The sequence below is a fragment of the Streptomyces sp. NPDC048255 genome (assembly GCF_040652415.1).
In the GTDB taxonomy this organism is placed as follows: domain Bacteria; phylum Actinomycetota; class Actinomycetes; order Streptomycetales; family Streptomycetaceae; genus Streptomyces.
In genome coordinates this window covers 1-26,840 of sequence record NZ_JBEZMA010000037.1, presented here as the reverse complement: position 1 = coordinate 26,840, position 26,840 = coordinate 1, and the positions used below count along the sequence as shown (strand labels likewise).

General features: G+C 69.9%; 28 protein-coding genes. 18 read left to right on the top strand and 10 right to left on the bottom strand.

All coding sequences use genetic code 11. From position 1 onward, the window contains the following. Positions 1-172: 172 nt before the first annotated feature. Entirely contained in the window at positions 173-1,144 is a 972-nt protein-coding gene (locus AB0D94_RS25505; RefSeq protein ID WP_362055920.1) for a ScbA/BarX family gamma-butyrolactone biosynthesis protein, read from the bottom strand. Positions 1,145-1,412: 268 nt separating this feature from the next. On the opposite strand from AB0D94_RS25505, the gene AB0D94_RS25500 reads away from it, so the two are divergent. From AB0D94_RS25500 to AB0D94_RS25490, 3 genes are all read left to right on the top strand, one after another. Further along, a complete protein-coding gene (locus AB0D94_RS25500) occupies positions 1,413-2,036 on the top strand; it encodes a ScbR family autoregulator-binding transcription factor (protein WP_362055918.1) in 624 nt (207 codons plus the stop codon). Next, on the top strand, positions 2,033-2,932 hold the full coding sequence (locus AB0D94_RS25495) for an NAD(P)H-binding protein (protein WP_362055915.1): 900 nt from the start codon (positions 2,033-2,035) through the stop codon (positions 2,930-2,932). The genes AB0D94_RS25500 and AB0D94_RS25495 overlap by 4 nt, the downstream gene beginning before the upstream one ends. Positions 2,933-3,130: 198 nt before the next feature. Continuing rightward, positions 3,131-3,901 (top strand): glucose 1-dehydrogenase, encoded by a 771-nt coding sequence (locus AB0D94_RS25490; RefSeq protein WP_362055913.1) that lies wholly within the window; start codon positions 3,131-3,133, stop codon positions 3,899-3,901. A gap of 86 nt (positions 3,902-3,987) precedes the next feature. Here AB0D94_RS25490 and AB0D94_RS25485 read toward each other — a convergent pair whose 3' ends face one another. After that, entirely contained in the window at positions 3,988-4,458 is a 471-nt protein-coding gene (locus AB0D94_RS25485; RefSeq protein ID WP_362055911.1) for a MerR family transcriptional regulator, read from the bottom strand. Between the two features lie 65 nt (positions 4,459-4,523). Between AB0D94_RS25485 and AB0D94_RS25480 the strand changes: the two genes are divergently transcribed. Both AB0D94_RS25480 and AB0D94_RS25475 read left to right on the top strand, forming a co-directional pair. After that, on the top strand, positions 4,524-5,753 hold the full coding sequence (locus AB0D94_RS25480; RefSeq protein ID WP_362055909.1) for an MFS transporter: 1,230 nt from the start codon (positions 4,524-4,526) through the stop codon (positions 5,751-5,753). 138 nt (positions 5,754-5,891) lie between these two features. After that, a complete protein-coding gene (locus tag AB0D94_RS25475; RefSeq protein ID WP_362055907.1) occupies positions 5,892-6,296 on the top strand; it encodes a MerR family transcriptional regulator in 405 nt (134 codons plus the stop codon). A 131-nt stretch (positions 6,297-6,427) separates the two neighbouring features. On the opposite strand, the gene AB0D94_RS25470 is transcribed toward AB0D94_RS25475, so the two are convergent. The 3 genes from AB0D94_RS25470 to AB0D94_RS25460 all read right to left on the bottom strand — a co-directional run bounded on the left by AB0D94_RS25470 (position 6,428) and on the right by AB0D94_RS25460 (position 9,216). After that, positions 6,428-7,297, bottom strand: coding sequence for a polysaccharide deacetylase family protein (locus tag AB0D94_RS25470; RefSeq protein WP_362055905.1), 870 nt, complete (start codon positions 7,295-7,297; stop codon positions 6,428-6,430). Positions 7,298-7,330: 33 nt separating this feature from the next. Continuing rightward, the gene (locus tag AB0D94_RS25465; RefSeq protein WP_362055903.1) at positions 7,331-7,945 is read right to left on the bottom strand and encodes a sigma-70 family RNA polymerase sigma factor; all 615 of its coding nucleotides are present in this window, start codon (positions 7,943-7,945) and stop codon (positions 7,331-7,333) included. A 68-nt stretch (positions 7,946-8,013) separates the two neighbouring features. Further along, a complete protein-coding gene (locus AB0D94_RS25460) occupies positions 8,014-9,216 on the bottom strand; it encodes a transposase (protein ID WP_362055901.1) in 1,203 nt (400 codons plus the stop codon). A gap of 298 nt (positions 9,217-9,514) precedes the next feature. On the opposite strand from AB0D94_RS25460, the gene AB0D94_RS25455 reads away from it, so the two are divergent. Then, positions 9,515-10,174: a TetR/AcrR family transcriptional regulator gene (locus tag AB0D94_RS25455; protein ID WP_362055899.1), complete on the top strand. Its 660-nt coding sequence runs from the start codon at positions 9,515-9,517 to the stop codon at positions 10,172-10,174. Positions 10,175-10,555: 381 nt separating this feature from the next. Beyond that, a complete protein-coding gene (locus AB0D94_RS25450) occupies positions 10,556-11,233 on the top strand; it encodes a response regulator transcription factor (RefSeq protein WP_362056000.1) in 678 nt (225 codons plus the stop codon). A gap of 50 nt (positions 11,234-11,283) precedes the next feature. On the opposite strand, the gene AB0D94_RS25445 is transcribed toward AB0D94_RS25450, so the two are convergent. Together AB0D94_RS25445 and AB0D94_RS25440 are read right to left on the bottom strand one after the other, a co-directional pair. Continuing rightward, positions 11,284-11,928 (bottom strand): arylmalonate decarboxylase, encoded by a 645-nt coding sequence (locus AB0D94_RS25445; protein ID WP_362055897.1) that lies wholly within the window; start codon positions 11,926-11,928, stop codon positions 11,284-11,286. 175 nt (positions 11,929-12,103) lie between these two features. Continuing rightward, entirely contained in the window at positions 12,104-12,664 is a 561-nt protein-coding gene (locus AB0D94_RS25440; protein WP_362055895.1) for a LuxR C-terminal-related transcriptional regulator, read from the bottom strand. 265 nt (positions 12,665-12,929) lie between these two features. Here AB0D94_RS25440 and AB0D94_RS25435 point away from each other — a divergent pair, with 265 nt between their 5' ends. The 11 genes from AB0D94_RS25435 (at position 12,930) to AB0D94_RS25385 (ending at position 23,822) form a co-directional block, all read left to right on the top strand. Continuing rightward, the gene (locus tag AB0D94_RS25435) at positions 12,930-14,075 is read left to right on the top strand and encodes an isopropylmalate synthase (RefSeq protein WP_362055998.1); all 1,146 of its coding nucleotides are present in this window, start codon (positions 12,930-12,932) and stop codon (positions 14,073-14,075) included. 29 nt (positions 14,076-14,104) lie between these two features. Then, positions 14,105-14,302, top strand: coding sequence for a lysine biosynthesis protein LysW (locus tag AB0D94_RS25430; RefSeq protein WP_362055893.1), 198 nt, complete (start codon positions 14,105-14,107; stop codon positions 14,300-14,302). 32 nt (positions 14,303-14,334) lie between these two features. Beyond that, a complete protein-coding gene (locus tag AB0D94_RS25425; protein WP_362055891.1) occupies positions 14,335-15,186 on the top strand; it encodes a RimK family alpha-L-glutamate ligase in 852 nt (283 codons plus the stop codon). Then, a complete protein-coding gene (gene argC / locus AB0D94_RS25420) occupies positions 15,183-16,238 on the top strand; it encodes an N-acetyl-gamma-glutamyl-phosphate reductase (protein ID WP_362055889.1) in 1,056 nt (351 codons plus the stop codon). The genes AB0D94_RS25425 and argC overlap by 4 nt, the downstream gene beginning before the upstream one ends. Further along, positions 16,235-17,023: an acetylglutamate kinase gene (locus tag AB0D94_RS25415; protein ID WP_362055887.1), complete on the top strand. Its 789-nt coding sequence runs from the start codon at positions 16,235-16,237 to the stop codon at positions 17,021-17,023. Before argC ends, AB0D94_RS25415 begins: the two co-directional genes overlap by 4 nt. 123 nt (positions 17,024-17,146) lie before the next feature. Further along, the gene (locus tag AB0D94_RS25410; RefSeq protein ID WP_362055885.1) at positions 17,147-17,710 is read left to right on the top strand and encodes a gamma-glutamyl-gamma-aminobutyrate hydrolase family protein; all 564 of its coding nucleotides are present in this window, start codon (positions 17,147-17,149) and stop codon (positions 17,708-17,710) included. A gap of 117 nt (positions 17,711-17,827) precedes the next feature. Next, positions 17,828-18,964 carry a Glu/Leu/Phe/Val dehydrogenase dimerization domain-containing protein gene (locus AB0D94_RS25405; RefSeq protein ID WP_362055883.1) on the top strand — a complete coding sequence of 379 codons (1,137 nt, stop codon included), beginning with the start codon at positions 17,828-17,830 and terminating at the stop codon, positions 18,962-18,964. Continuing rightward, complete coding sequence (locus AB0D94_RS25400; RefSeq protein WP_362055881.1) at positions 18,961-20,625, top strand: AMP-binding protein; 1,665 nt, start codon at positions 18,961-18,963, stop codon at positions 20,623-20,625. Before AB0D94_RS25405 ends, AB0D94_RS25400 begins: the two co-directional genes overlap by 4 nt. 232 nt (positions 20,626-20,857) lie before the next feature. Then, complete coding sequence (locus tag AB0D94_RS25395; RefSeq protein WP_362055879.1) at positions 20,858-22,165, top strand: pyridoxal phosphate-dependent aminotransferase; 1,308 nt, start codon at positions 20,858-20,860, stop codon at positions 22,163-22,165. Positions 22,166-22,288: 123 nt separating this feature from the next. Then, positions 22,289-23,179, top strand: coding sequence for a fumarylacetoacetate (FAA) hydrolase (locus AB0D94_RS25390; protein WP_362055877.1), 891 nt, complete (start codon positions 22,289-22,291; stop codon positions 23,177-23,179). 265 nt (positions 23,180-23,444) lie between these two features. Further along, positions 23,445-23,822, top strand: coding sequence for a MerR family transcriptional regulator (locus AB0D94_RS25385; RefSeq protein WP_362055875.1), 378 nt, complete (start codon positions 23,445-23,447; stop codon positions 23,820-23,822). 57 nt (positions 23,823-23,879) lie between these two features. On the opposite strand, the gene AB0D94_RS25380 is transcribed toward AB0D94_RS25385, so the two are convergent. The 3 genes from AB0D94_RS25380 to AB0D94_RS25370 all read right to left on the bottom strand — a co-directional run bounded on the left by AB0D94_RS25380 (position 23,880) and on the right by AB0D94_RS25370 (position 26,586). Then, positions 23,880-25,202 carry a dicarboxylate/amino acid:cation symporter gene (locus AB0D94_RS25380; RefSeq protein ID WP_362055873.1) on the bottom strand — a complete coding sequence of 441 codons (1,323 nt, stop codon included), beginning with the start codon at positions 25,200-25,202 and terminating at the stop codon, positions 23,880-23,882. Between the two features lie 398 nt (positions 25,203-25,600). Next, on the bottom strand, positions 25,601-25,912 hold the full coding sequence (locus AB0D94_RS25375; protein ID WP_362055871.1) for a DUF4229 domain-containing protein: 312 nt from the start codon (positions 25,910-25,912) through the stop codon (positions 25,601-25,603). A 143-nt stretch (positions 25,913-26,055) separates the two neighbouring features. After that, on the bottom strand, positions 26,056-26,586 hold the full coding sequence (locus AB0D94_RS25370) for a GNAT family N-acetyltransferase (protein WP_362055869.1): 531 nt from the start codon (positions 26,584-26,586) through the stop codon (positions 26,056-26,058). Between the last annotated feature and the right edge of the window lie 254 nt (positions 26,587-26,840).

Here is a 26,840-nt window from a genome sequence, read left to right as displayed (position 1 = left end):
TCGGCGGGCGCGCCCGCTGCGACGGGCGCGCCCGGCCTCGGCCTCAGTTCGGCTCCCACGGGCGCACTCTCCTCGGCTCGACGGGCGTTACCGCCGGTAATCTACGTACCGGTATCCCGCTCCGACCAGCCCCCGGGGCCCTTCTTCACCGACGCTCCACCAGTGGTACCGGTCAGAGCCACACGCCGTCGCGGCGGTGACCCTGACCAGGGTGCCTTGTGGTGGGCGCCGGCTCGAGGGTGACCGTGGCGGAGTAGTGCTCCGCACCGTCCTGCCGCATCACGATGCCGACGCGCGTGCGTCCCAGCGCGTCATCGGACAACAGCTGCGCCTCGACATGGCAGGGGGTGTCGAACTCGACGTAGCGGGAGAAGTGGTTGTCCATGGCCACCGCCACCATGGGCTGCTGGTGGCACACGTCCTGGGAGGCCTGCCGGGCGGCTTCCAGCAGCAGCATTCCCGGGACGTGGTCCAGGGGGTGGTCGAAAAGTACGGGGTGGCGGTTGTCGACCCTCAGCCGCCAGCGGTGCGCGGTCTCGGTGGGCGACAGGACGACGTCCTGGCACGAGGTGCGGCCGAGCCGGGACGGCGGCACGGGCGAGGGAAGGGGAAGCTCGGGCACCAGGCGGATCTCGCCGTGCTCGGCGCGCAGCCGCCGGTAGATCGCGGGGCTCTGCACGGTGAACCGGGTACGGGCCGTTGCGAGCGGCAGGCCGCCGCGGACCGCATCGATGCGCAGGGTCAGAGCGGTGACCCGGTTGCCCCGGCGGACCGCCTCCAGGCAGGTGACGTGCAGGTCGAGGGCGGCGGGCAGGTGCTCGGCGTGCAGGGCGTCACGGGTCAGCGAGTAGTGGTAGTAGTCCCACAGCAGGTGGTGCCCGAACGGGACGTCGTAGGCGGCGTGCGAAAGCAGCGGGAAGACCTGGCGGATCGTTTCGCTGAGCAGGAGCGGGTCGTGGAGCGCGTGACGCACGGCGTAGAAGCGGTGGTCGGTGGGCCAGTGGGCCGAAACGGTGAAGGCGTCCGGCGCGGTGCGGCGCCAGCCCGTCAGGAGCACCTCGTCGGCCCGTCGCTTGTGGACGAGCTCGCTCGGGACGCGGATGGGGCGGGACAGAGGGGCTATGGAGGCAGGCACGGGCAGCATGGCGTACTCCTCAAGCAGCGTCAGGGAAGGGCAACAGCGGTCGAGCACTACGGGAACGGCGCCTATGAGCTGCGAAGACAGAGGCGGGCGTGGCAGTCGAACTCCGCTGGGCACTGCGGTGCTACATGGATCGGCAAGTACGTCATGGGGCCCCCCGAGGCTTCCTTGAGACAGACGGTGCGATGTGGTGGCACTGGCACCGATCTTCGATAACATAAATGGTGTTCTTTTTTTTGTCGAACGATCTACCAATCAGAGGACGGCGGGCATGCCGCGACTCAAGCAGGACCGGGCGGTACGCACCCGTGAGGCACTTCTCCACGCAGCAGCGGAGGAGTTCGATGAGAAGGGCTACACCGGCGCGCTGGTCAACAGCATCCTGGAGCGGGCCGGACTCACGGCCGGTGCGATGTACTTCCACTTCAAGTCCAAGGAAGCCCTCGCCGTAGCGGTGATGAACGGCCAACAGCAGGCGATCGAGCCGCGCGTGACCTCGCGGGGGCTGCAACGGCTGGTGGACATCACGCTGGTATGGGCCCACCAGCTCCCCGTCGATCCGATGCTGCGGGCGGGCGTACGGCTCGCCGTGGAGCAGGGCAGCTTCGGCATGCGCGACGCCACGACCTTCCTCAACTGGCAGGCGTCCATGATCGAGTGCTTGCGGGACGCCGAGGAGGACGGTGAACTCCTGCCCGAGGTCGTCCCCGAGAACATCGCGGAGTTCGTCGTGGGCGCTTGTACGGGCGTGCAGCTCTACGCCCAGCTGGTCAACGGCAGGGCGGACTTGTGCGAGCGCACCGTGCGGATGTGGGAGCTGCTGCTGCCGGGCATCGCCGTTCCCGCCACCGCCCGCCGCATCTCCCTGGACCTGGATCGGACGACCATCGCATGACGGCGCCCGCCTGGCCGGACACCACTTCCCGCGCGGACAGGGCACGCGGTCTGCGCATCGTCATCACGGGAGCGAGCGGCACGATCGGCAGCCGGGTGGCCCGTCTGCTGGCGCCCGCCCACCAGGTGCGCTCACTGACCCGGGATCCGGTCCGCGCCGCACGTGACGGGGTGGCCGGCCAGATCACCGCCGCGGACCTCGCCGACCGCACCGGGTTGAAGGAGGTCATGGAGGGCGCCGACGCCCTGCTCCTGGTCACGTTCGACCCGGCGCGGCCCGCCCACGACGCGAACGCCCTGGCCGCCGCGCAGGCGGGCGGAGTCCGGCACGTCGTCAAGCTCTCCGCGTCCGCGGTCGACGACCCCGGGTCCCAGGACCTCATCACCGCCTGGCAGCGGGAGTCCGAGGAGCGGCTCAGGGCAACCGGTCTGTCGTGGACCCTCCTGCGGTCGCGCGCCTACATGTCCAACAGCCTGGGCTGGGCCTCCTCCATCCGCACCGAGGGCGTCGTACGAGCGCTGTACGGGTCGTCCAGGAACGCCTGCGTCGACCCGCAGGATGTGGCGCGAGCGGCCGCCCGGGCCCTCACCGCGCCGGAGCACGCCGCCGTCCACAACCTGACCGGACCTCAGGCGCTCTCCGCGCAGGAGCAGACCCGTCAACTGGGCGAGGTACTGCGACGGCCCCTCACGTACGAGGAGCTGACCGAGGAACAGGCCCTACGGCGGTGGCGCGAGCGGTTCCCCGAGCCGGTCGCCGAAGCGATGCTCACGCGCGCCCGACGGCAGGCCGAAGGCGCCAAGGCCGAGGTGACCACCGGCGTGCAGCAGGCCACCGGCCGGCCGGCGGGCACTTTTCCGGCCTGGGCCGCACGCCACACGGCGGACTTTCGCTGACGGGGAACGGCCCGGGCCCGGCACCCGGGCGCGGGCGCGGGCGCGGGCGCGGGCGCGGGCGCGGGCGCGGGCGCGGGCGCGGGCGGATGACCGTACGAGAAGAGGGGCCCCTGGCGTGGGCCATCGCCTCCCGACGGCGACCGCCGCGGGAGGACAACGCAGCAAGCGTCGGCCGACGGCGGACGCGAGAGGAATGACATGACCAATGCGCAAGGCATGCTGGCGGGCAAGACCGTTCTGATCACGGGAGCCTCCAGCGGCATCGGAGCGGCAGCGGCCAGGCTGTTCGCCCGCGAAGGGGCGGCCGTGGCGCTGATGGCCCGCCGCGCGGACCGGCTGCACCAGCTGGTCGGGGAGATAACGGACGCGGGCGGCAGCGCGCTCGCGGTGCCGGGCGATGTGGTCCGTGAACAGGATGCGGCAGACGCCGTCGCGGCTACGGTGAAACGTTTCGGCACCCTGGACGCCGCGTTCAACAACGCAGGCTGGGCCTCAGCGGGCACCACGATCCACGAGACGGACACAGCGGTCTTCGACCGCATCATCGACGTGAACCTGCGAGGGGTCTGGAACTGCCTCCGTCACCAGATCCCGGCGATGCTCGACGCCGGCGGCGGATCCGTGGTGAACACCTCCAGCGTCGCGGGGGTCCAGGCCACCGGGGCCTCCGCCGCGTACGTGGCCGCCAAGCATGCGGTGCTCGGCCTGACCCGCTCGGCCGCGGCCGAGTACGGCGAGCGCGGGATCAGGGTGAATGCCCTGGTGGTGGGCAGCACGCGCAGCGAGCTGATGGAAGAGGTCCTGTCCGCGACCCCGGCCCTGGAGGAGAGCTTCGTGTCGCGGTCGGTGCAGAAGCGGATGGCCGATCCGGTGGAGATCGCGCAGGCCGCGGCCTGGCTGTGCAGCGACCGCTCCACGTTCGTCACCGGTGCGGCGATGCCGGTGGACGGCGGCTGGACCGCGGCCTGAGGGCCGTTTCCGCATTCCCCGGCGGGGTCCACCGCGCCGGGGAACGCGGATGAGCGGTCGCCCTCCCCGCTCCGTGTGACCATCCGTCAGCCGGCGGGCGTCCCCGCCGTGCTCCGCGCCCCGGCGGGGACGTTCGCTACCGGCCCGGTCCTGGCGCGAAGGCCGGCCGAGGGCGCCGCCGATGCGGTGCGCGGGCGGTGATTGACGCGCACGGTGGCGAGATAGGCGGCCACCGCGTCCCGGTTGCGGATCAGGCCTTGGATGCGCTCCGTCATCTGATCCCGCTCCAGCTCCAGCGTGGCGATCATCTCCGGTGTCGCGCCGGAGACATGGATGGCCCGCGGCTCGTCCAGGCACGGGAGGATCTCCTTGATGATGCGGGTGGGCAGTCCCACGTCCAGCAGTCCCCTGATCTGCAGGACGCGGTCCACCAGGACTTCGTCGTATTCGCGGTAGCCGTTGGACGAGCGGTCAACGGCGATCAATCGCTGTTCCTCGTAGTAGCGCAGCAGTCGGCGGGGCGTGCCGGTGCGCTCCGACAGCTCTCCGATACGCATGTGATGCACCTCACGTCTCATCGCATTGACCTTCACATATGTGTGATGGTTTGAGCATTCACACCATGTCAATAAGCGAGACGCAGACCTCAGTTGATCCCGGATCCGGGGCCCAGAATCAAAAAGAACAGAAACTGCCGTGGCTGGCCCTGCTGGCCCTGGCCACGGCCGTCTTCATCACCTGCCTGACCGAGACGCTGCCCGCCGGACTGCTTCCGGCGATGAGCAGTGACCTCGACGTGAGCGAGTCCGCGACCGGCCAGACGGTGACGATCTACGCGATCGGTACGGCGCTCACGGCGATCCCGCTGACAGCGGCGACCGCGGCATGGCGCCGCAAGCGGCTGCTGCTGACGGCCATGGCGGGATTCGCGGTGGCCAACACGGTCACGGCCCTCTCGGACGACTACTCCCTGACGATGGTGGCCCGGTTCGTGGCCGGCGTCGCGGCGGGTCTCGCATGGGCCCTGCTGGCGGGCTACGCCCGGCGCATGTCACCCCCGCACCTGCAGGGCAAGGCGATCGCGATCGCGATGGCGGGCATCCCGCTCGCCCTGTCGCTCGGCGTGCCGGCGGGCACCTTCCTGGGCAAGACGTTCAGCTGGCAGACCGCGTTCCTGGCCATGACCGGGCTGACCGTGCTGCTGCTCGGCTGGATCGCGGCGGCGGTCCCCGACTACCCGGGACAGCGGGCCGAGGCCCGTACCCCGATGCTGGGGGCCCTGCGCGTGCCGGGCGTGAAGCCCGTCCTGTTCGTCACCCTGGTGTTCGTCCTGGCCCACACCGTTCTGTACACCTTCATCGCCACGTTCCTGGACGAGCTGGGGATGGGGGACTCCATCGACCTGGTGCTGCTGGTCTTCGGCGCCGCCTCCCTGGTGAGCATCTGGATCGTGGGCGCGCACATCAACCAGCGGCTGCGGGGTCTGATGATCGGCGCCACGCTGCTGATCGCGGTGGCCGCCGCTCTGCTGGCGGTGCTCTCCGACAGTCCCGCCATGGTCTACGTCGCCGTGGTGCTGTGGGGTCTGGGCTGGGGCGGTGCGCCCACCCTGCTGCAGACGGCCGCGGGCGACGCGGGCGGCGAGCAGGCGGATGCCGCGCAGGCGATGCTGGTCACCCTGTGGAACGTGGCCATGGCCGGTGGCGGAATCCTCGGCGGCATCCTCCTGGACGCCGTCGGTTCGGACTCCTTCCCCTGGACCATCCTCCTGCTCCTGGCCCCCGTCCTCATCGTCGTCGTGGGCGCCCGTGCCCACGGCTTCCCTGCCAAACGCACCAGCGTCGGCTCGTGAACACCCGCACGCACGTCGGCCCGGCCCGCGGGGTCCCTACCGGACCCCGCGGGGCGGCGGCCCTCTCCCACCGCCGTCACCGCATCACGGCGTGCACCCGACGGGAGAGCCGACGCGGATCGGCACGGTGACCGGCCCGTGCTCATCGGAGCGATGGCCCGCCACACCGGGGTCAGCGAACGGCTGTTGCGCTACTACGAGGAGCAGGGCCTGCTCAAGCCCCACCGTCGTTCCAGCGGGTTCCGCGAGTACTCCCAGGAGGACGTACTCACCGTCCGGTACATCCGCACCTTGCTGGCCGCCGGGCTCAGCACCCACGCGATCGCCGAACTGATGCCCTGCATGATCGGAGACGGCGGGCTGCCGGAGCCGATCTGCACCGACATGCTGTTGGTCCTGCACCGCGAACGCCAGCGGATCAGCGACACCGCGGCCGGACTCATGGCCGCGCGCGATGTACTGGACACCGTCATCGTCGCCGCGCGTCCGCAGGACACCGCGTCGCCGGACGACCGCCGGGCATCCGGCACCAGCGCGCCCTGACAGGGCGCGCCCCTCGACTCTCTGCGTCCAATCCCCCGGGACGCAGAGACGGCCGGCTTGTCTCGGGTGCGGCGCACACCGCATCGGAGACGAGCCGGCCTTGCTTCGGCGGCGGCGAGAACCGGGACTCCTCACGCTTCCCGGGCGGTCGTGCGGGCGTAGTGCTCGGCGATCTCGTCGCTGGTCGTCAGCCACACTCCGGGATGGTTCGCCAGGTAGGCGAGTGCCCGGTCCAGGTACTTGTGCCGGAACGGCTGGTTGATGATGAACGGGTGCAGGACCAGCGCCATCACCCGGCCGCTGTCCGCGGAATCGGCGTAGAGCTGGTCCAGCTGGTCCTTGACGATCGTCACGAAGTCGGCCCCGCTGAGATGCTGCCCGACGAACAGGCTGACGTCGTTCACCTCGATCGAATAGGGCACGCTCAGCATCCCGGGCACGTTCAGCCGGTAGGGCTGGTCGTCGTTCGACCAGTCCAGCACGTAGCGCAGGCCCAGCTCGGCCAGCAGCTCCGGCGTGGCGAAGGTCTCGGTGAGCGCGGGCCCCAGCCAGCCGCGCGGCCGGCGGCCCGTTGCCCTCTCGATGGTCTCCACGACGTCCGACAGGTAGGAGCGCTCCTCATCGGTGGGCATGCCGGCCTGGAGGGTGGAGTTGTCCCTGCCGTGGGCCACCCATGCCCAGTCGCGGGCGAGCCCCGCCCGGATGATCTGCGGGTACCGCTCGCAGACGGCGGAGTTGAGCATCACGCTGGCGCGCATCCGATACCGGTCGAGGCTCTCGATCAGCCGCCAGATGCCCACCCGTGGCCCGTAGTCTCGCCAGCCGTAGTTCAGCGGGTCGGGAGCCAGTTGCGCGGTGCCCGCGAAGATGCTCGTGGAGGGCCGGTCGACCTGGTAGTGCTCGACGTTCACCCCGATGTAGCAGGCCACGCGCGCACCGCCCGGCCAGTGGATCGGCTCGCGCTCGGTGATCGGGCTGTAGTCGAAGAGCTCGTTGTCCATCGTCTCCCACCTCATGGTTCCCGTGCCCGTGGGTCAGACGGTCGACTGCTGTGCGGCGGGGGCCAGGCCGCGGCGGCGCCCGTAGTCCGCCAGCAGCTCCCCCAGGCGCCGGCGCCCCCGGTGCAGCCGGGAGGTGACGGTGCCGCACGGGATGCCGAGCAACTGGGAGATCTCGCGGTAGGGCAGGCCCTCGACGTCGGCGAGGTAGACGACCCTGACGAAGTCCTCCGGGGTCTTGCGCAGCGCTTCGAGCAGTTCGGGGTCAGGTATGCGATTGAGTACCTGCGCCTCGGCGGAGGCCAGGCCGCTCGAGGTGGGGCCGGCGGCGCTGACGCGGGCCAGCTGCCAGTCCTCGATCTCACGGCCGGAGCGCTGGGGTTGGGTCCGCTTCTTGCGGTACGAGGTGATGTACGCGTTGGTCATGATGCGGTGCAGCCAGCCCCACAGGTTGGTGCCGGCCCGGAACTGATGGAAGTCCTTGTACGCCTTGGCATACGTCTCCTGTACGAGGTCCTCGGCATCCTCGGGGTTGCGCGTCAGGCGCAGTGCCGCCGAGTGCATCCGGCCCCGGTAGGCCAGGGCGTCGCGCTCGAACCGGCGCGCGCGTTCCTCATCGGTTTCCACGGGCGTGCAGGGCTGCAAGGCCATACCTTCTGTGTCGGCCGGTGGTGAAAACATCGTTGTCCTTTGCCGTATGGCGGCCATGCGCCTTGGGATCAGACGGCTGCGGGCCGCCGCGCGAGGTGCGGCAGGCGGCTGTACGCGTACGCGGCGGAAGACATCGTCATGTGGTGGTGCCAGCCGGGGAACGAGCGTCCTTCGAAGTCCAGGAGTCCGAAGTCGTCCTGGAGCCTTCGCACCGTGGCGTGGGTCAGGGTGGGCCTGCGCATCAGCGCGAGCACTTCGTCCACCCGCCGGTCGACGAGGCTGGTGATCCAGAATCGGGTCGGCCCGCGGTGGCCGGGTGACCGCTCGGCCAGCAGCCGGTAGACCCGCTGCGCGCTGGGCGCACCGGGGCGGAGGCCCGGGAGGCGGACCAAGGCGGAGAACACGTTCAGGTGACGCGCCTGACCGTTGTGCTCGACGGAGACCACGTACGGGTAGCGCGCTCCGCCGTCGCGCAGGAGTTGCTGGGCACTCACCGGCTGGTTGGTGTGCGGTGCCCGGACCCCGGAGGCGGCGGCAAGCGCCGGCACGAGGGGCTGTTCGGGGCGGATCTCGATGAGGAAGTCCCGTTCGCGCACGTTGAGGTGGGCAGCCAGCAGGCCGACGTCGGTGGCGCAGTGCCGGTCGACGATGAGCGGGGCGAGACCGGACAGTTTGAGGTCGGTGAGCCGGTCGGCGAGATCGAGCACGTGCGCCCAGATCGGCTGTGCCCGGACCGATTCAGGAACCCGTGCCCGCCGGCGCCGCAGTTCGTCGCCGGACCACGCCTCGTTCATCAGCAGCCGCCAGTCGACCGGCAGGCTCTCCGAGCCGGAGGTCAGGAACAGACCGATGCCGACCTGGCAGTTGAGCGTGCGACCGGCATCGGGGACGAACCGGCGGTGGACCCCGACCGAGTGCTCGCCCCGCTTCTCGGCCAGCGCCAGACCGATGGTCCAGGCGTGGGAGGGCAGCTGGGTGGAGACCCTGCGGGCCAGGGCCTCGCGGGCTTCGTCCCAGTCCCAGGGGCTGGCGCTGATGAACTGCTGAAGGGCCTGGGGGGCGCCGGCCGAGAGCGACACGGCCTTGGCCATCTGGCGGATGGTCTTCTTGCCCGGCACGGTGAGCAGCCCGCGCAGGTACGCGTCGGCCCATCTGCGCTGGTCAGCCCGGGGAAGGTAGCCGAACACCTCCTCCACGAAGTCCGAGAAGTCAGCCGCGAGGCCGTTCGGGCCGTGCGTCTGTGGCAGAACTGCTCGGTGCTGTACGGCCATGGTGGTCCCCCTCAAGCGTCGATAGCCAGCCCGACCCCTGAAATATACAGAATGCTTTTTATGTTTCCTGCGGGACAGGGGGCGAAGAGCTCCTACTTCGGCAAGTCGTCGTTGCCGCACCCCGCCTGCCTGGACAAAGTTGCGTCTCATCAACGGAAACGGGCGAGAGGTGTTTGAGCTTGATGCGCACCCGACGGTGCGAGGCGCATCGTCGGTGGATACCTGACCACCTGCAGGTTTCCGCCATCCGCCCCCGTCGCACGACCTCCTGCCCCGGGCCACGTACCAGGGACCGGAGATGGTGACGCAGCCCCGGGCGCTTCGCACCCGTCGCGCGCTGATGCGCGAGGCCGCCGCCCAGATCGACCGCCATGGCTACGAAGGCACCTCCCTGCTCCGCATCTGCCGAGCGGCCGAGATCTCCATGGGCGCCTTGACCTTCCACTTCCCGACCAAGGCCAACCTCGCCGACGCGCTGGAGGAACGCGGAAGCAGGGCCATCCAGGCGGTGGTGAACCAAGCCCTGTCCGTCCCGGCCTCCCCGCTCCGCCGGGCCAGGGTGATGGTCCTCGCGATCGCCCGCCTCCTGGAGAACGAGACCGAGGTGCGCGCGGCGGCCCGGCTGACCAGGGAGCGCCCCTCCGCTCGCAGCGAGTGGACGGTGAACTGGCTTTCAGGGCTGCGCGAACTCCTGGACCAGGCCCATGCGGAGGGTCAGCTGCCGACGGCGGCCGACGTCGAGACGGTGACCGTGATGGCCGGATATCTCCTCGCCGGCGTCGACGCACACGTGCGCCACCGGGCCTACGCGACGGCGCCGGACGCGCCTCACTCCGACGCCGTGGGCCAGCTCGCCCGGGTGTGGGACCTTGTCCTGTACGGGGCGCCGGTCGCCACCGGGTCATCGGAGAACCCGCCGCAGGGCGACGGAACACCGAGCGTGCCGCCCCCGCGCTGACAGCTCACATGTGACTTATTCAAGTCTGCATTTGCTGCCTGTCGCATCCATCGCAAGATGACCGTGCGAGCCCGAGCCCAGAACGTGGTGGGCGCGAGGCGACGCCCCGGTTCCGGGCTCCACAGCGCCCGCAGCACGTGCGATCCGTACTGCGGAGGGGCACTCGCATGCCCCCGCGCGGGGCGGGGGCACGGGGCCTCGTCGGCAGCTACTCAGGGGGAGGCGGCATCGCATGCCCGAAACAAGCGTCCGGAAGGAACTTTCCAGGCCGATGGCCGAGGTGGAGCTGAAATGGACCTGAAGGACCCTCACATATCGTTCCCCCGGCCCGCCGCCGGGGGCACACAACGGCCCGCACAGGGCGTCGCCGCCACCGGGCCGATGCCGCATCGGCCGCCCACTTCCTGGCGGCTGCTCGTGGTGGAGAACAACGCCGATGACGCCGAGACGCTCGTCCGCGGGCTCACCCGGCACGGTCACACCGTCGACAGGGCGGCGACCGGGCAGGCGGCACTGCAGGGCTACCAGCAGGCCGACCTGGTGCTCCTCGATCTCGAACTTCCCGACCTGGACGGCCTGGAAGTGTGCCGGGAGGTGCGATCGGCCTGCGACGTCCCCGTGATCGCCGTCACCGCCCGGGGAAGCGAACTGGACCGTGTTCTCGGTCTCCAGGCCGGGGCGGACGACTACCTGGTGAAGCCGTACGGGTTCCGCGAGCTGATGGCGCGCATCGAGGCCGTCATGCGCCGCATGCGGATGCAGTCGTCCGGCGGTCAGGTCGTGTCACACGGCCCTTTGAGGATCGATTCGTTCTCGCGTGAGGTGAGCCTGCACGGCAGGCCGGTGGATGTCACCCCGAAGGAGTTCGACCTCCTGCACCTCCTCGCCTCGCACCCCGGAACCGTCGTCTCGCGGAATCGGATCATGCGGCAGGTCTGGGGCGATTCCTGGTCCCGCCGCACCATCGACACGCACGTGAGCAGCCTGCGCAAGAAGCTGGGGGCGGGCGACTGGATCACCACCATTCGCGGCGTCGGCCTGCAGTTCAGCCATCGCTGACGCTGCCGGGCGCGCCGCGGTGCCTCACTCGGGCCGCGGCGCGCCCAGGATCACACCGCGCGGGCCGCCGGCTGCTTCAGCAGCGCGTGGCCCTCGAGCCCCCAGCCCTGTGCTCCGGCCCCGGCCTGCGCCCACCAGGCACTGGCCAGGTTCGAGGACAACAGCACCCGGTCCGGGGCGCTGCCGAGCTTGTCCATCGCGTCCAGGGTGAACATCCCGGTACCGGTGAAGAGCACCGCCGCGTCCTCGGGGAGATCGTGCTGCCCCACCCGCTCCAGGATGTCCTCGGTGGTCACCTGGTAGGGGTCGAAGTGGTCACCGGCCGGTACGGGCACCACCTGGTGCACCGTGAGTCCGGCCTGCTCCCAGTACTCCCGGGAGAGATCGGTGAGCCACGGCTCGTAGGGGGAGACCAGTGTCAGTCCGGTCACGCCGAGGGCTTCGCACGCCGCGAGGGTGGCCAGCGTCGAGGAGAGCACCGGGAAGCCCGCACGGTCGCTGAGTTCGGCGCAGAACTTCCGGTCGCCATCGGGAGACAGGAGGTAGTGCGAGGCGCTGCAGGCCACCACCGCGGCATCGAGGCGCAGGCGGCCGAAGCCGTCCAGCACATCGGGAAGTACTTCGTTGTACGTTTCGAGCATCTCCCGCAGTCCCGCGCCCGGGAGAACCGGGAAGCGGGACGTGTAGAGATTCATTCCGGAGCCGAGGAAGTGACGGAACTCAGGCTCGGCTGTCGGGTTTTCCGGAGGTACCACAAGCCCGAGTCGCGGCACGGAAGGAATACTCACGGCAACAACACCCATCTGTCGAAGGTTCTCCTCGAAGATATCGCCCGGCCGCACCGCCCGACACTACGGGAAACCGTAGTCGTCACGTTTGACGAAGGCGCAATCCACCGAGCCGATTCAGGGCTGGAGCCAGTTGGGCACGGCTCCGTATCGACAGCTTGATGTAAATCCGGGTGATATGGAGTTCCACGGCACGCGTGGAGACCGACAGCAGTTCGGCAATTCTCCGGTTGGTCATGCCGTCGACCATCATCGCCGCGATGCGTTCCTCGTGTGCGGTCAGCCCGTCGGCGGCTTCGGCGCGGCGCCGGTCCGGAGCGGCGGCCCGCCCGCCCTGTGCGGGAGGGGCCGCCGCGCCGCGTGCGGCCGGCAGGCAGTGCCCGGTCACCATGTCCCACTCCCGGACCTTCATGCGGGTGACCATCCGGGCCCGGACGTAGGGGTCCGCGTGCAGCACCCGGAGCAGGGCGCTCCGGTCAGGTGCCTCGCAGAGCAGCAGCTCCCCTGAGCCGTCCTGCCACGGCCCACCGCCGATCAGCACACCGGACCGGGCCTTGTCTTCCCAGTAGTCGCGATGCTCCTGCAGCCTCCCCGGGCGGTCCTCCGCACCCGCCCGGAAGGTCAGCTCAACAACGAAGGCCATCCTCTTCCTTTCACCGGCCGGCCCGCGCCGCCGCAACAAGCACACTAATGGCGAACTGCCTCCATCGGCAGGTAGCTCATGCGAATCAATGGGCCTCTGACGTTACGTGACATTCCCTGACCGTGTCTGACACGGCAGGCCTTGACGTTGGTCACCCCAGGCGAAGAAGCTGATGACCAGCGTCCGTCGCAATGCCCTGGGTAAAGCGCCTGTCGGCCTCGACAACCAGAACCCACAGCAGGTTCTGGAGGAAAGAGTGCATGCAATGTCAGCAGTAGAAAATCGAGGAAGCATACAACCCCGCATTTCCGATGCGACTCTGCGGGACTCCGCACACATGGCAGGCGTGGAATTCAGCGCCAAGGATGCGGCGGTCATTTCCGACCTGCTGGTGAAGACGGGTGTGGAACTGGTCGAGGTGGGCATGGTGTCCGGCCCTTCCTCGAAGGACGCCGACCTCATCCTGGCCACGCACGAGGCCGTAGGCCCCGAGCGCAGCCTGACCCTGGTCGTGGTGAGGGACCGCCAGCAGGTCGCGACGGCGCTGGACGAGGCACTGCGCCTGGGCGTCAAGTCCGTCATGTTCTCGATCCCCACGTCGCAGGAGCACGCGCAGCTCAAGCTGGCCTCGCCGAGCGCGAAGTACCTGACCTCGGTCGCCCGCGCCGCCATCGAGGGGGCCAAGGAGCGCGGATTCCACGTCACCTTCAGCGGTGAGGACGGCGCCCGCACGCCCAAGGAGCGGCTCGTCCCCTACGTCGCCGCCGGCTTCGAGGCCGGAGCCGACCGCTTCCGGCTGGCCGAGACCGTCGCGTACCTCTCGCCTTGGCAGATGGAGGAGAAGATCGCGGACCTCACCGCGATCGACGGCTCCGAGATCGAGATCCATTCGCACAACATGCTGGGCATGGCCGTTGCCAACTCGCTGGCCGCCGTCCGGGCCGGCGCCCAGTGGATCTCGGCGACGGTCGGCGGCATCGGCGAGCGGGGCGGCAATGCGCCGCTGGCCGAACTGCTGACCTCGCTGCGCGTCATCCACGGCGACACCCGCTTCGACCTGTCCCACCTCACCGAACTGTCGAAGGTGGCGCTCGCCGGAGCAGGGCTGGGCGAGGCCTTCCAGCCGGGCCCCACCTCCCCGCACGCCTTCGCCTACGAACTGCCCGGGCAGCTCACCAGCCCGCAGGCGTACGAGACCCTGCCCGCCGAACTCGTCGGCAACTCCCGGGAACTGCGCGTCCGTTCCCGCCTGACGGCCCCCCTCGTGACCTGGGCGCTCGCCGACGACGGCCTCGACATCGACATCGACGCCTTCACCAAGTGGCTCACGGCGCGCCAGGAGCAGGACGGACGGCCCCTGCTCGACCAGGACGCCATCCGCAAGGCCGCCATCGACTTCCTGTCCGTCTGAATCCCCGCAAAAACAGCTCTGGAGGAACCATGTCCACTCCCACGTCCACGTCCATGCTCACCGGTGAATGCCCCGAGTGCGAGACCGACCTCACGACCCCGCCGATGGTCCAGGGCGAAACCATCGCCTGCCCCGAGTGCATGCTCACGCTCCGCGTCGAGGACGTCCAGAACGGCACGCTCGCGCTGCAGATGGTCGAAGTGACGCTCCGCGACTGGGGCCAGTAGGAGCGACCGAAGCAAGGAGTAGGAATCCCTCAATGGGCAACAAGATCGCCATCGTGGCGGACCGGATCAGCTGGGAAGAACGCCAGCTGATCCAGACCGCCCGCGAGTACGGCCTGGACGTCGAGTGGGTCAACGACGAGTCCCTGTGCCTCGGGCACCCGGACGCGCCGTCGATCAACAGCTACGACGCCGTACTCGTCCGCAGTCGCAGCTACACCCGCGGAGGCCTGCTGGCCACCCAGGCCGAAGCATCGAACATCCGCACCCTGAACTCGGCCGCGGCCATCCAGGCCTGCGAGAACAAGCTGACCCTGCGCACCGTGCTGCGCAAGGCGCAGGTGCCGGTCACGGATTTCCGTCTCGTCCTCTCCCGCAAGGATTTCGAGAAGGCGCTGGAGGAAATGCCCCTGCCCGTGGTGCTCAAGCCCGTCTTCGGCGGCATGGGCAAGCGGGTGACGCTCATCCGTGACGCCGACACGGCCCAGTCCGTCTACGACTACATCGAGGACCTCGGGCACGGCTTCGAGCAGGCGTCCCTCATGGAGCCGTTCCTGGACGGCGGCACGTCGATCCGCTGCTTCGTCGTCGGGCGCGAACTGGTCGCCGCCGCGGAGTTCGCGAGCGCCGGGGGCGACTGGCGCAGCAACGCCGCCCTCGGCAACCGCAACCGGGCCCTGGACCACGACCCGGCGCTCCTGAAGATCGTGGACAGCGTCGTGGACGAGCTCGGCGAAGGCATCTACGGCATCGACCTCTTCAACACGCCCGAGGGCTATGTCGTCAACGAGGTCAACCACGCGCCGGCCTTCCGCACCGTCGCCCAGGCCACCGGAGCGGACATCCCGTCGGCCATCAGCCGCTATCTGCAGGAGATCCTCGCATGATCCGCGTAGGCATAGTCGGCGCCTCAGGCTTCGCCGGCGGTGAACTGATCCGCCTGGTCAGCCAGCACCCCGAACTGGAACTGACCTTCCTGGGGGGCTCGTCGAACATCGGCCGGCGCCCGGCCGAACTGCACCCGGCCCTGCGCCAGGACCTCGGCCTGACCATCGAGGCCGCCACCACGGACCTCTCCGACCGGTGCGACGTGGTGTTCCTGGCCACGCCCGCCGAGGTCTCGGCCGAACTCGCCCCGGCCCTGGCCGAGCAGGTCGCCTGCGTGATCGACCTCAGCGGAGCCTTCCGCATCCGCACCCCCGAGCTCCACGAGCGGTGGTACCCCAAGGTCGCGCGGCAGGCCGAACTGGCCGAGCGCTTCGTCTACGGTGCCCCCGAACTCGTCGGGGACCAGATGGTCGGCGCTCCGCTGATCTCGCTGCCCGGCTGCTACGCGACCGCGATCACCCTGGGGCTCGCCCCGCTGACCCTCGCCCTCGGCCTTGACCTCAAGACCGTGCTCGTGGACGGCAAGAGCGGTTCCAGCGGCAGCGGCCAGGCACTGCGGACCCCGGGCCTGCACCCGTACCGCAACGGCGCCATCACGCCGTACGCACCCGTCGGACACCGTCACGCCGCCGAGGTCAGCGACTTCCTGGAGCGCAGCAAGCCGGGCCACATCGGGTCTCTGACGATGTCGGCCTACGGGGTGTCGCACGTGCGGGGACTGCTCGCCAGCACCTACGTGCTCACCGACGACGAGGTGGACGGCCGCGAGCTGCAGCGCGCCTACCTGCGCTTCTACAAGCAGCACCGGTTCGTCCGCGTCCGCAGGCACAACGAGACGATGATCCCCGTCCCGGACCCGCAGGCGGTCCTGGGGTCCAACTACTGCGACGTGACCGTGATGCACGACCCCGAAGGGGGCCGCATCGTCGTCCTTTCCGCACTGGACAACCTGCTCAAGGGCGCGGCGGGACAGGCCGTCCAGGCGCTCAACAAGCGCTTCTCGCTTCCGGAAGAAATGGGGCTGACGATGCAGCCGCTGGTGCCGGCATGAGCAACATTCCTACGGTCGTCAAACTGGGCGGAAGCTGCCTCGACGACATGTCGCCCGCCTGGTGGGACGACCTCGCCCACCACGGCCGGAGCCACCCGCTGATCCTGGTGCACGGCTGGTCCAAGCCGCTGAAGCAGCTGAGCTCCCGCTACAGCGAGCCCTCGGCCATCCTGCGTGACCGCTACGGCAACCAGAGCCGGTGGACCACGCCCGAAGTGATCGCCGACATCAAGACGGTCAGCGCCGCCATGGGTGAGCAGGTCTTCGGACTGCTGGAGCAGCGCGGCATCACCGCCGAGCGCGTCCTGGGCAGCGACGGCCTGGTCCGAGCGGGGCAGGGCGAGCGCTGGTGGTGGCGCGACAAGCAGCTCGTCGAACTCGACAACCTCGTGGGTCCCATCACCGAGGTGGACCCCAGCGCGCTGAAGAACCTGCAGGCCGGCCACTGCTACCTCGTCACTCCGCTGGCACGCAACAGCGCCGGCCAGGAGGTGAACACCGACGCGGACCGGGCCGCCGCCGCCATCGCGGGTGCCACCGAGGCCACGTCCCTGACCCTCGTCACCGACGTCGCCCACCTCCTCATCGACGGGGAACCGGTCAGGCAGATCAGCGCCCAGGCCGCGGCCGAGTTCCGCGACCGCGGCGCCACCGGCGGCATGCGCAAGAAGCTGCGCGCCGCGGGCGAGGCCCTGGACCGAGGAGTCGACCGGGTCGTCATCGGCAGCGCCCCCATCTCGGACCTGCTCGCCGGAACCACCGGCACCGTCATCACCAGGACGTGAGCCACCGCCCCTAGGGGGTGTCCGGTGGATCAGGGCCGGGCCCGGGTCCACCGGACACCCCCTAACCGCCCCCGGCGGCGGGGCGGTGACACCCCACACACCTCAGCGACAGGAGCAGAGCACGTGGCGACATCCCGGGTTCTCGTAGTCAACAACGGGACCCTCTCCCTCAAGCAGCTGCGCAAGCGCTTCGAACAACTGGGCTCCGAAACCGACACCATCGACGCCGCCTCGGCACCCGCCCGGCTGGACCCGCGCTACCAGGCCATCGTCCTCAGCGGCACGAAGGTGCGGGCCTTCGACAGCGACTACTACCGGCCTCTCATCGACCTCGTCATGGGAGCCAAGGTTCCGGTCTTCGGAATCTGCGGCGGCATGCAGATCATCGCCGTCGCCAACGGCGGCCAGCTGGCCGAGGGTCCGCAGCGCGTCGGCGGATACGACGTACAGGTCGACAAGGAGGAGCCGATCTTCTCCTACGTCAAACCGACCGTGACCGTCTTCCACCGCCACACCCTGTACCTCCAGGCGGCGCCGGCGGGCTTCCGCTCCATCGGACGCTCCGAGCACGCACCCGTGGAGTTCCTCCGCTCGGACGACGGCCGGATCTTCGGTGCGCAGGCCCACCTCGAATTCCGCAACGACGGCATGGAGATCCTGCGCGGCTTCGCCGAGATCTACCAGTGATCAGCGGCCGTGTGCCGCAAGACCCCCGGCACACGGCCCCGGCCCGCGCGTACGGCTCCCACTGCACCTCATCACTACCCACACAACCGCTTCGAACCGATCACGAGGTCCATGGCAATGAGCACTCCGAGTGAATACCCGCACGTGGAAGAGGCCGAAAAGCCTGCTTTCACGGTGTCATTGAACGGCAGCGGCGGCCCCCTCAAGGGCTGGGTCGTGGTCGACTCGCTTTACGACGGCCTTGCCATGGGCGGCACCCGGATGACCACCGGGGTCACCGAGGAGGAGGTGGCCGGTCTCGCCCGCGACATGACGCACAAGTTCACGCTCGCCGGGCTGCCCATCGGTGGTGCCAAGGCCGGCATCGTCTCCGACGGCACCAACCGCGAGGAGACCTTCCGCACCTTCGGCCGTACCGTCAAGCCGCTGCTGCACGGCGGCATCCACCTCGGCATCGACATGGGCGTCACCCCTGGCGACCGCGCCGTCTTCTTCGACGAGGCCGGCTACGACCCCCGCTACCGCCTGGGCGCGCCGGACATGCCGATCGACTGGCGCACGTACTACGAGCCGCTGATCGACTGCACCGGTCACGGCGTCGGGGTCGCGGCGGTCACCGCCCTGGAGGCCAGTGGCCGCACCGAGTCGGCCCGGGTCGTCGTGCAGGGCTTCGGCGCGGTGGGGCGTGCGGTCGCCCGGTTCCTCGAGGACCGCGGGCACGTGATCGTGGGCGTCGCCGACATCGGCGGCACCCTCAGCGCGGACCGGCTCCCGGTTGCCGAACTGATCGCCATCACCGACGAGTTCGGCCGGATCGACCGCTCCCGGCTTCCGCAGGACGTGACCGTGTCCACGGAACCCGACGCCTGGCTCGACATCGACGCCGACCTGCTGATCCTCGCCGCGCAGAAGTACGCGCTCAACGCGGACAATGCGCACCGCCTGCGCACCGGCCTGGTGGTCGAGGGCGGAAACCTCGCCTCCAGCGACGAGGCGAAGGACAAGGCGCGGGCCTCCGGCGCCACCCTGGTCCCCGGAGTGATCGCCAACATCGGCGGCGCCGCCTCGGCGGCCCTGGCCGTCACCCGGGTCGTCCCCTTCGACCTGTCGGCAGGGGCCCGCAAGGCGTGGGTCTTCGATTGGGTCGGCAACCGGGTGCGGCAGAACACCCAGGACCTCCTGGAGATCGCTGCGGCGAGCGCCGGCGACCCGCTGCCGGAGCTGCTCGTGGCCCGCCGGAAGGACCGCCGATGACCACCGCGACGAACACGGCCGCGCCCACCGCCCCCGTAGCGGACCCCTTCGAGGACCGTGCGGCCGAGTACCGGCGGCGCGGATGGTGGCGGGACGAGACCTTCCTCGACGACCTGCGCCACCAGGCGAGCAAGCGCCCGCACAAGCTGGCCGTCGCCGGCCGCCGGGTCAATCAGGGCCGCACCGACACGCTCGACTACACCGAGCTCGCCCAGATGACCGAACGCTTCGCCGGCGCCCTGCTCGAACTCGGCGTGCAGCGCGGTGACTTCGTTGCCGTGCAGCTGCCCAACCGGTGGGAGATGGCGCCCCTGCTGTTCGCCTGCATACGCGTCGGCGCGGCCATCTGCCCCATCTCGCCGATCTGCGACGAGGAGGAGCTGCGCCACCGGCTGGAACTCACCGAGGCCCGCGTGTGCATCACCGTCCCGGAGTGGGACGGCACCCCGCTGGCCGAGATCACCACCCGCCTGAGCGCAGAAGTCCCCAGCCTGGAGCACGTGCTGGTGGTCGGCGGCCACGCCCCCGAGGGTGCCCGCGACTTCCACGAGCACTTCGTCGGCATCAACTGGGAAGAGCGCCACGCCGAGGCCCTGGACGGCCGCGAACTCAAGCCCGACGACCCGTTCGTCGTGCTGTTCACCTCCGGCACCACGGGCCTGTCCAAGGGCGTGCTGCACAGCCAGAACACGATCCATTCGGCGGTGCGCGGCTACGTCGACACCTTCCTCCTCGACGAGACCCTGGTCGCCGCCGTCTCCACACCGCTGGTGCACTACTCCGGCTTCGGCCAGGGCATCCTCGCCAGCGTCATGCTGGGCGGCACCATCGCCTTCCAGGACGTCCGCAAGAACGAGGTCCTGCTGGACCTGGTGGAACGGTACGGCGCCACTCTGCTGTACGGGCCGCCGCCGACCCTGATGGACATAGCCGAGTCGCTGCGCGCGGACAAGCGGGAGGTCAGCACGCTGCGGCATGTGGTGACCGGTTCGGCACCCGTGCTGCAGCCCCTCGTGGACGAGCTCCGCGACACCCTCGGAGTACGGACCTACTCCCTGTGGGGCATGTCGGAGAACGGCCCGGTGACCATCACCAAGCTCGACTACGACCAGGACTGGGCAGCACACAGCAACGGCCGGCCCATCGATTCGATGGAAATCCGGATCGACAACTGCAAGAACCCCGACGAACGTGCCTCCGTCGGCCGTCTGCGGGTGCGCGGCGCCTCACTGGCCCTGACCTACCACAAGCACGACGACCTGTTCGCGGCCGAACTCACCGAGGACGGCTGGTTCGACACCGGCGACGTGGCGCGCGAGGACGGCCGCGGCGGGATCCGCGTACTGGGCCGGGCCAAGGACGCCATCATGCGCGACGGCGTGGTCGTTCCCATGGCCGAGCTCGAGTCCACCATCGCCCGGCATCCGCGGGTGTCCGAGGCGGCTCTGGTGGGCCCGACCGGACAGGTGACCGACGAGATCCTCGCCGTGCTCGTACCCCGCGGCGGCGACGAGCCGACGCTGGACGAGATCCGCGAGCACCTGCGCGCGGCGGACCAGCCCGAGCGTTTCTGGCCGGATCGTCTGGTGGTGATAGCGGCGCTGCCCAAGACCCTCACCGGCAAGGTCCGCAAGGCCGAACTCCGCAAGCTCTACGGCTAGGCCCTGTCCGGGCGATCTTCGCGGGCCCGCGCCGCCTGGCACGGCACCTCGCCGCGTTGTCGGACCGCGCGAGTACGGCCGAGTACGAGCTGCGCTCCTCCGCCTTGCGATGCACCGCACCAGACGACGCGGGCTGATCCACGAAGATCGCCCGGACAGGACCTCGAGGGCCGAAGCCCCGCCGCTGGAAATCCCCTGGAAATCCCCCTCTACCCGACCGTTGGAGTCAGTCATGCCCCAGCCCACACCGGTGACCATGTCGGCGACTCTCGCCGCCGACGAGGCCATCGCCCGCCGCCGCCTGGCCGGACAGCGCGTGATTTCCATGGCCAGCGGCGAGATCGGTCTGCCTGTTCTTCCCGTGCTGAAGGCGAAGCTCGCCGAGGCCGCCGGCCACAACGCCTACGGACCCGTCGCCGGCAGTCTCGCCCTGCGCACCGCCGCCGCCGGCTACTGGCAGCGGCGCGGGCTGAGCACGTTCCCCGACCAGGTCGTGTGCGGGCCGGGGAGCAAGCCGCTGCTCTTCGCACTGCTGCTGGCCGTCGGCGGCGACGTGATCGTTCCCTCGCCGAGCTGGGTCAGTTACGCGGCCCAGGCCAAGCTGATCGGTGCCCGGCCCGTCGCCGTCCCGATCCTGCCCGGCCAGGGCGGAGTGCCGGACCCGGACCTGCTCCGCGAGGCGGTCACCGCCGCCAGGGCCGCCGGCTACGACCCGCGGTCCGTCATCGTCACCACGCCGGACAACCCGACCGGCACCATCGCGGCACCTGACACCGTGCGGCGCCTGGGCGAGGCCGCCAGGGAACTCGACCTCGTCATCATCTCCGACGAGATCTACTGCGACCTCGTGTTCGACCCGGCCGCAACCCCGGCCATGTCCCCGGCATTCTTCGCACCCGAACGCACCGTGGTCACCACCGGGCTCACCAAGAACCTGGCCCTCGGCGGCTGGCGGACCGGAGTCGCCCGGCTTCCCGACAACGAGGCCGGAAGCGCTCTGCACGCACGGCTGACCGGCATCGCCAGCCAGATCTGGTCCAGCCCGGCAGCGCCGGTCCAAGCAGCGGCTGCCTACGCCTTCAGCGAGCCGCCCGAGGTCGTCGAGCACATCGCGGCCGGCCGCCGGCTGCACAAGACGGTGGCCGACGCGATGGCGGAGCGGTTTGCCGCCGCGGGCGCCCTGCTGGCCCCGGTGACGGCCACCTGCTACCTGTACCCCGACTTCGAGCCGTTGCGCGACCACCTCGTGCAGACCCACGGGGTGAGCACCGGAGCCGAGCTCGCCCAACTCCTGGTCGAGCGCTACGGAGTGGGGCTCCTGCCGGCGAGCGCCTTCGGCGAGCCCGCGCACTCCCTGCGGCTCCGGGCAGCCACCAGCCAGCTCTACGGTGACACCGAAGAGCAGCGCACGGCCGCCCTCGGCGCAGCCGATCCCCTCGCCCTCCCCTGGATCCGGGAATCGCTCGACCGTGTGGAGGAGGTCCTGACCGATCTCCTGGGACGGACCGCCGCCCACGGGGCAAGCCCTCTCGAGGCCTGACCGACCGTCACTGCGCACGCCCGGCCGTCACTCCGCATGCCCCGGCCGGCTCCCGATGACGGGCTTCGACTTCAACTACAGCGCGGCCTTCGGCCGCCCATCCCCATAGGAAGGCCCACCACCATGTCAATCCTGTTCGAGTGCGAGTACAAGGGCGGGCGGTACGCGGGCTTCGGCAAGCCGGTCGCCGGTGAAGAGCAGACCCTGTACCGGGTGTCCGACGGACAGCTCCAGGCGCAGTTCCTCGTGGCCGACGGCCCCGAGGAGGTCATCGCCGCCATCACCGCGGAAGCCGAACAGATCACCGTCACCGCCGGTGACCCCGAGCTGCGCTACCTCCCTCCGCTGCTGCCCGGCACCGGGAACGCGCTGCTGAGCGGTTTCATGCGGACGCACAAGTCCAAGTTCGACACCGAGCCCACCGAGGACGAGGAGTTCGTCGCCCCGAACTGGTTCTTCAAGGGCTTCGGCTCCTGGCTGCGGATGCCCGGCGAGACCCTGGTCGTCCCCGAGAAGCCGGTCGCACTGATCGAAGAGCCCGAGATGGCCCTCGTGTACGTCAACGACGACGAAGGCAACCCGAAGTACGTGGGCTACACCTTCGGAAACGACCTGTGCGACATCGGACTGCACCGGCAGAACCCGGGCTGGAACCCGTACTGCAAGCTCTGCGACACCTCCATGGCCCCCTGGCTCTTCCTCGACGAGCCGCCCCAGTCCGTGACCGGCCGGGTCACCATCGAGCGGGACGGCGCGGCGGCCTGGGAGGGGAAGTTCTCCTGCGGCGGCGACTCGCTGTACTTCAAGGTGAAGGACATGGCGGACCACCTGTTCACGTACCCGGCGGTCCGCCGTCCCGGGATGGTGAACTACGTGCTCCTGGGTGCGGACGAGGCCAGCTTCCACGACGGTTTCCGCATCGCTGACGGAGACCGGGTGACCATCGAGGTGGAGAGCCACGAGGTCGTCCTGTCGAACGTCATCCAGTACGGGGGCCGGCCCGCGTCGGTGTGAACCCCGGCGCACCGCGCGTCCGACCACGGTGAAGAGGACCTGCCCGGCACTTCGGTTCCGGGCGGGTCCTCTCGTTTCCACCCCGTGACGGTTGCTCGAACCGTTCGGCACGGTGGCCCGGCTGGGACTACGCTGGGCAGGGTTTCATCCCGGCATTTCGGTGTGACCAGAGCCAGTTGCCCCACCGGGGTGCGCTGTGCGACACCCAGTGGGTCGGTCAATCCGTACAGGTGCCGGGCGACCCGAGGGAAACGAGGTAGGTCACATGCGCATAGGCGAGCTGTCAGAGCGCACCCAGACGTCCAGACGGCTCCTGCGCTACTACGAAGAGCAAGACCTGATCTCCTCGGAGCGTTCCGCCAACGGCTACCGTCAGTACGACGAGCGCCTCGTCGACCGGGTGATGCAGATCAGGGGACTCCTCGACGCCGGGCTGCCCACCCGGATCATCAAGCAGATCCTTCCGTGTCTCGACAAGCCACGGGCCATCCACTTCCCCGACGCCACCGCAGAGATGCTGGCCGCCCTTGAGCGGGAACGCGACCGCATGACCGAGCGCATCGACTGCCTGGTCCGCAACAGGGACGCGGTGGCCAGTTACATCGACGTGGTGCAGAACGGCGGCGCGCAGAGCGTTGCATGACGTCGCCCCGCCGATCAGAAGACCGGCGGGGCGAGTACGGGCGGGGGCGCGGCCGGGTCAGGCGGGGACCGGGACCGGCTCCTGCGCGGCGGCGGCCGGGGCGGTCTCCTCCAGCGGGGAGGACGAGGCCGAGGCGTAGGCCTCCTTGTCCAGGATTCCCTCGCGGGCCGCGACGATGACCGGGACCACGGCCTGGCCGGCCACGTTGGTGGCGGTGCGCATCATGTCCAGGATCGGGTCGATCGCCATCAGCAGGCCGACGCCCTCGAGCGGCAGGCCCAGCGTGGACAGGGTCAGCGTCAGCATGACCGTGGCGCCCGTGAGTCCGGCGGTGGCGGCGGAGCCGACGACCGAGACGAAGGCGATGAGCAGGTACTCCTTGATGCCCAGCTGCACGTCGAAGATCTGCGCGATGAAGATCGCGGCGAGCGCCGGGTAGATCGCGGCGCAGCCGTCCATCTTGGTGGTGGCGCCGAAGGGGACCGCGAAGGACGCGTACTCCTTCGGGACGCCGAGGCGCTCGGTGACCTTCTGGGTGACCGGCATGGTGCCGACGGAGGAGCGGGAGACGAAGGCCAGCTGGATCGCGGGCCAGGCGCCCTTGAAGAACTGGATCGGGTTGACCTTGGCGACCGTGGCGAGGAGCAGCGGGTAGACGCCGAACATCACGAGCGCCGAGCCGATGTAGACGTCGGCGGTGAAGGTCGCGTACTTGCCGATCAGGTCCCAGCCGTACGTGGCGATCGCGGTGCCGATGAGGCCGACGGTGCCGATCGGGGCGAGGCGGATGACCCACCACAGGGCCTTCTGGAGCAGCTCCAGGACGGACTCGGCGAGGTTCAGCACCGGCTGGGCCTTGCTGCCGAGCTGGAGGGCGGCGATGCCGGCGACGGCTGCCAGGAAGACGATCTGCAGGACGTTCAGCTCGGTGAAGGGCGTGATGATGTCCTTCGGCACGATGCCGGTCAGGAAGTCGATCCAGGAACCGGTGCGCTTGGGCAGCTTGCCGTCCTGCGGGGTGAGGCCGGTGCCCGAGCCCGGGTTGGTCAGCAGGCCGATCGCGAGGCCGATGCCCACCGCGATCAGCGAGGTGATCATGAACCAGAGCAGCGTGCGGGAGGCGAGCCGCGCGGCGTTGTTCACCTTCCGCAGGTTGGTGATGGAGACCAGGATCGCGAAGAAGACGAGCGGGGCCACGGCCAGCTTCAGCAGCTGGACGAAGATGTCACCGACCTGTTCGAGGGTGGTCTTCAGCCAGCTGACGTCCTGGCTGCGGGCTATCCAGCCGAAGAGGACGCCGAGCACGAGACCGGCGATGATCTGGGCCCAGAAGGGGAAGCGGAACGAGGCCTTGGCGGGGGCCTGGGGGGACGCGGACACGGGGGCACTCTCCGGGGACGACGCACGGGGAACTGGCGGGGGTTTCTGCGGTGGTGATGCGGTGCGGCAGCCAGGAGGGGCCGGCCGGGACCGCTGCCGTATCGATTCCGCTCAAGGGCGGGCGGGATTCAGCGACAACAGCAACAGGCCGCGGACACGCGGCGGCAGAGGTCGACGTGCAGGCGCGCCACGAGCGGGACGCTCGTGGTCATCGGGTGCGCGGGTGGGGTCGACATGTTGAACACGCTAACACTTGGCCTTTGAGAATCTCAAAGTCATTCTTTGGGTTGCCGCTACGCGCACCCTCGCGGCCCGGCCCCGGGAACGCCGAAGCCCCAGCGTTACGGGCGGTATTCCCGGCGCTGGGGCGGTTCGGTGTGAGGAACCCAACTGGTCCGTTACGGGCTCACGCGTGCGGCGTCGTCGGCCGCGTCCTCCTGGTTGCGGTTCGCGGCGAGCTTCTCCTTCGCACCCGCGACGCGTCCGGAGATCTGCTGGGACATCTCGTCGCGCTGCTTGCGCAGCAGGACGAACGACAGCGGCGCGGACAGGATCAGGGCGAGCAGCACGATCCAGGCGAAGTTGGCGTCGCCGAGCCCGGCGGGCACCGCGCCGAGACGGACCAGGAGCGCGACGGCGACGAGGCACCCGAGGAAGATACCCAGCCGCATGGCGGTGTAGCGGATCGTTGCGCTCGGCTTGAGGGACACGGTGACCCCTTCTCTCTCGTCGTGGTCGTACGTCGGCACGTGCCCGTGCCGGTGCCCGTCCAGTGAAGCACGCCGGACCCCCGCCCCCGCCCGGGGGGCCGCGGGGCGGCGGACACGGCGATACGGCGGATACGGCGGTTACGTCAGCGCCGGCGCAGCGGCAGCAGCATCGTGATGTCCTCGCGGTCGTCGCCCGGGGCCACGCGGATGGCGTCGGGGACGCGGCCGACCTCCTTGTAGCCGCAGGCCGCGTAGAAGTGCTCCAGACCGAGACCGCCGCGGCAGCCGAGGCGGATCGCTTCGATGCCCTCGATGGAGCGGGCCGCGTCGGCCGTCGCCTCCATCAGGTCGCGGCCGTAGCCCTTGCCCTGGTGGCGGGGGTGGACCATCACCGTGTACGCCCACAGCCAGTGCAGTTGGAGGTGGTGCGTGTTGTGGGTGAGGAAGGCGGTGGCGGCGACCGCCCCGTCCGCATCGTGCCCGACGAGCAGCCGGCTGCTCCCGTCGGCGACCGCGGCGAGCTGCCTGACCAGGGCCGGGCGGATGTCGTCGGCGGTGACCGGCGGTACGAAGCCCACGGCGCCGCCCGCGTTGCTGACGTCGGCCCACAGCTCCAGGATTCCGTCACGGAGGGCGGGGTCGACGACGGGGTCCAGGGTGAAGGTAAGGGTCATGAATCAAGGTTAGCCATTACGCGCCCGCTCGGGCAACGACTTTCACCCCCGGAGGCAAGCCCCCCGGACACGACGGAGCCCCGGTCCACGGGTGGTGGACCGGGGCTGCCGGAAGTTCACGTACGCGCGCGCTTGCGGGGCGCGTACGTGCGACGGCGCGTCAGACGCGCATGGCCTGCGGGGTCTCGCGCAGCCCCGCGTCGGGACCCGGATACTCGCGGATCACCTCGTACCGCGTGTTGCGCTCCACCGGA

Bases quoted from the DNA above. Each gene is read 5' to 3' on its own strand.
- AB0D94_RS25505 (WP_362055920.1), bottom strand. From the start codon at position 1,144: ATGCTGCCCGTGCCTGCCTCCATAGCCCCTCTGTCCCGCCCCATCCGC.
- AB0D94_RS25500 (WP_362055918.1), top strand. From the start codon at position 1,413: ATGCCGCGACTCAAGCAGGACCGGGCGGTACGCACCCGTGAGGCACTT.
- AB0D94_RS25495 (WP_362055915.1), top strand. From the start codon at position 2,033: ATGACGGCGCCCGCCTGGCCGGACACCACTTCCCGCGCGGACAGGGCA.
- AB0D94_RS25490 (WP_362055913.1), top strand. From the start codon at position 3,131: ATGACCAATGCGCAAGGCATGCTGGCGGGCAAGACCGTTCTGATCACG.
- AB0D94_RS25485 (WP_362055911.1), bottom strand. From the start codon at position 4,458: ATGCGTATCGGAGAGCTGTCGGAGCGCACCGGCACGCCCCGCCGACTG.
- AB0D94_RS25480 (WP_362055909.1), top strand. From the start codon at position 4,524: ATGTCAATAAGCGAGACGCAGACCTCAGTTGATCCCGGATCCGGGGCC.
- AB0D94_RS25470 (WP_362055905.1), bottom strand. From the start codon at position 7,297: ATGGACAACGAGCTCTTCGACTACAGCCCGATCACCGAGCGCGAGCCG.
- AB0D94_RS25465 (WP_362055903.1), bottom strand. From the start codon at position 7,945: ATGGCCTTGCAGCCCTGCACGCCCGTGGAAACCGATGAGGAACGCGCG.
- AB0D94_RS25460 (WP_362055901.1), bottom strand. From the start codon at position 9,216: ATGGCCGTACAGCACCGAGCAGTTCTGCCACAGACGCACGGCCCGAAC.
- AB0D94_RS25455 (WP_362055899.1), top strand. From the start codon at position 9,515: ATGGTGACGCAGCCCCGGGCGCTTCGCACCCGTCGCGCGCTGATGCGC.
- AB0D94_RS25450 (WP_362056000.1), top strand. From the start codon at position 10,556: ATGCCGCATCGGCCGCCCACTTCCTGGCGGCTGCTCGTGGTGGAGAAC.
- AB0D94_RS25445 (WP_362055897.1), bottom strand. From the start codon at position 11,928: ATGAATCTCTACACGTCCCGCTTCCCGGTTCTCCCGGGCGCGGGACTG.
- AB0D94_RS25440 (WP_362055895.1), bottom strand. From the start codon at position 12,664: ATGGCCTTCGTTGTTGAGCTGACCTTCCGGGCGGGTGCGGAGGACCGC.
- AB0D94_RS25435 (WP_362055998.1), top strand. From the start codon at position 12,930: ATGTCAGCAGTAGAAAATCGAGGAAGCATACAACCCCGCATTTCCGAT.
- AB0D94_RS25430 (WP_362055893.1), top strand. From the start codon at position 14,105: ATGTCCACTCCCACGTCCACGTCCATGCTCACCGGTGAATGCCCCGAG.
- AB0D94_RS25425 (WP_362055891.1), top strand. From the start codon at position 14,335: ATGGGCAACAAGATCGCCATCGTGGCGGACCGGATCAGCTGGGAAGAA.
- argC (WP_362055889.1), top strand. From the start codon at position 15,183: ATGATCCGCGTAGGCATAGTCGGCGCCTCAGGCTTCGCCGGCGGTGAA.
- AB0D94_RS25415 (WP_362055887.1), top strand. From the start codon at position 16,235: ATGAGCAACATTCCTACGGTCGTCAAACTGGGCGGAAGCTGCCTCGAC.
- AB0D94_RS25405 (WP_362055883.1), top strand. From the start codon at position 17,828: ATGAGCACTCCGAGTGAATACCCGCACGTGGAAGAGGCCGAAAAGCCT.
- AB0D94_RS25400 (WP_362055881.1), top strand. From the start codon at position 18,961: ATGACCACCGCGACGAACACGGCCGCGCCCACCGCCCCCGTAGCGGAC.
- AB0D94_RS25395 (WP_362055879.1), top strand. From the start codon at position 20,858: ATGCCCCAGCCCACACCGGTGACCATGTCGGCGACTCTCGCCGCCGAC.
- AB0D94_RS25390 (WP_362055877.1), top strand. From the start codon at position 22,289: ATGTCAATCCTGTTCGAGTGCGAGTACAAGGGCGGGCGGTACGCGGGC.
- AB0D94_RS25385 (WP_362055875.1), top strand. From the start codon at position 23,445: ATGCGCATAGGCGAGCTGTCAGAGCGCACCCAGACGTCCAGACGGCTC.
- AB0D94_RS25370 (WP_362055869.1), bottom strand. From the start codon at position 26,586: ATGACCCTTACCTTCACCCTGGACCCCGTCGTCGACCCCGCCCTCCGT.